This is a genomic window from Psychroflexus tropicus DSM 15496 (assembly GCF_000378765.1).
Classification (GTDB): domain Bacteria; phylum Bacteroidota; class Bacteroidia; order Flavobacteriales; family Flavobacteriaceae; genus Psychroflexus; species Psychroflexus tropicus.
Genome location: NZ_KB905355.1, coordinates 1 through 1696, shown reverse-complemented (window position 1 = coordinate 1696; position 1696 = coordinate 1). Strand labels below are relative to the sequence as shown.

The 1696-nt window shown below is 35.1% G+C and carries 1 protein-coding gene; it reads left to right on the top strand.

Annotated features, from left to right (window positions below; translation table 11 throughout):
- Positions 1–90 precede the first annotated feature (90 nt).
- Positions 91–1467 carry a leucine-rich repeat domain-containing protein gene (locus F598_RS0114225; RefSeq protein WP_019039740.1) on the top strand — a complete coding sequence of 459 codons (1377 nt, stop codon included), beginning with the start codon at positions 91–93 and terminating at the stop codon, positions 1465–1467.
- The last annotated feature ends 229 nt before the right edge of the window (positions 1468–1696 follow it).

Below are 1696 nucleotides of genomic sequence, written 5' to 3'. Positions count from 1 at the left end.
CTATCTTTCAGCCACGGCTGAAAGATGTGCGCTAGTTTGCTCGCAACGAAGCCATACACACGAACGTTGGCAAGCATATAAAACGACACATTGAAAAGAATTACACCACTTAAAATATTAGGAATCCTTTCTGTTCTTCTCGGACTGACAGTTGCTATTCTGACAGGTGGTTATCTTATTATTCTTGGTGCATATTTTATTGGATTTGCTCTGCTTCTCTTTCTACTCGATTGGCTGACCAAGAAAACTAAAACAAGAAAGGCATATTGGGTTTCACAGGTTGTACTTTCTGTTGCATACGTTGCATTCCTGACTTTCTCATATTTGGATTGGAACAAACACAACCTAATTGTTTTTCCGAATGAATTTCAGGGAGATGGTGGAATTGTCTTTGGAATTGAAGGTTATCCTGAACTACCTGAAATGAAATATTGGGTTCGGACAATTGAAATACCTTCAAACGGAATATTGATTACTTCAACCAAAGAAGAAGATTTGCCAAATAAATTCCAATTCCGATACAAAGATGGTAGTAGTCTTGATTTCAGAGATTCAACTTGGAATTTTTCATACTCAACAGAGTTCCCCTGCATTTTGACCAATTCTGTGATTAAAAATTATTCATTTAAAATTGGTATTTCCGCAAGCTCAAATTTTCAACAAGTACTCTCAAGTCTATGCGACTCAATAAATAAAGGAAAACTTGTAACTGCTTACGTTTCGGAATATTCACCGATAGTAAAAGAAGTTGAAACACCTTATTTGCATTTGCAAAACAAAGGACTCTCAAAATTGCCTCAGAATATCAATACTCTTCAAGTAAAGGAAATTATTCTGACAGGAAATAATTTCACCGAGTTTCCAGACGAAGTGTTGAATATGCCACACCTTGAAGAACTTTTAATTGGTCATAATCCTGTTTCCAAACTACCAGACAATTTGGAATCGCTCAAAAACCTCAAAAGACTTTCGATAAATGCCACTCAAATAAAGGAGTTTCCATCTGACTTATCAGCACTTGAAAGCCTTGAAACAATCGGGTTAGACCACAACGATTTTAAAAAAGTACCAGAGCCAATCTTGACGATTCCAAATCTTAAACGACTTGGACTTAACAACAACAAACTGACCGATTTAAAATTTATCGATGAACGTCTTAAAGGACTTGAGTCCATTTATTTGTACAGTAACCAAATAAAGCAAATTGATTGTGAAATAGAGAATCTTGTGAATCTAAAAGAGCTATTGATTTTTGATAATGAAATTGATTCTATTCCCGACTGTATTGGCTCTTTGACCAATCTTGAAAAATTGGAAATATGGAGCAATCCAATAAAATATGTAACCCCTAACATTCAAAAGCTGACCAAACTGAAATCTATGCGAATGGAAAAAGACAACCTGACAGAAGAACAAATGGAAGAAATAAGAAAGTGGCTTCCGAACACAGAAATAAACTTTCAATGAAAAAATACGCTTGCCAACATTGTATAAGCGTAATGCGGGCTGAACTGCTAAAATTGAGCATATTTGCTCCTAATAAACTTTGCGGTGGGCAGACAGTGAATTGCTCTGAAAACCCGCACTACGCTTATACTTGACCGTTGTAAGTAATTAAAAAAACAAGTTTTATGAAAAAAATAGTTTTGATTTTGAGCCTTGTGATTTCTCTCTTTTCCTGTAAACAAAAAAATAA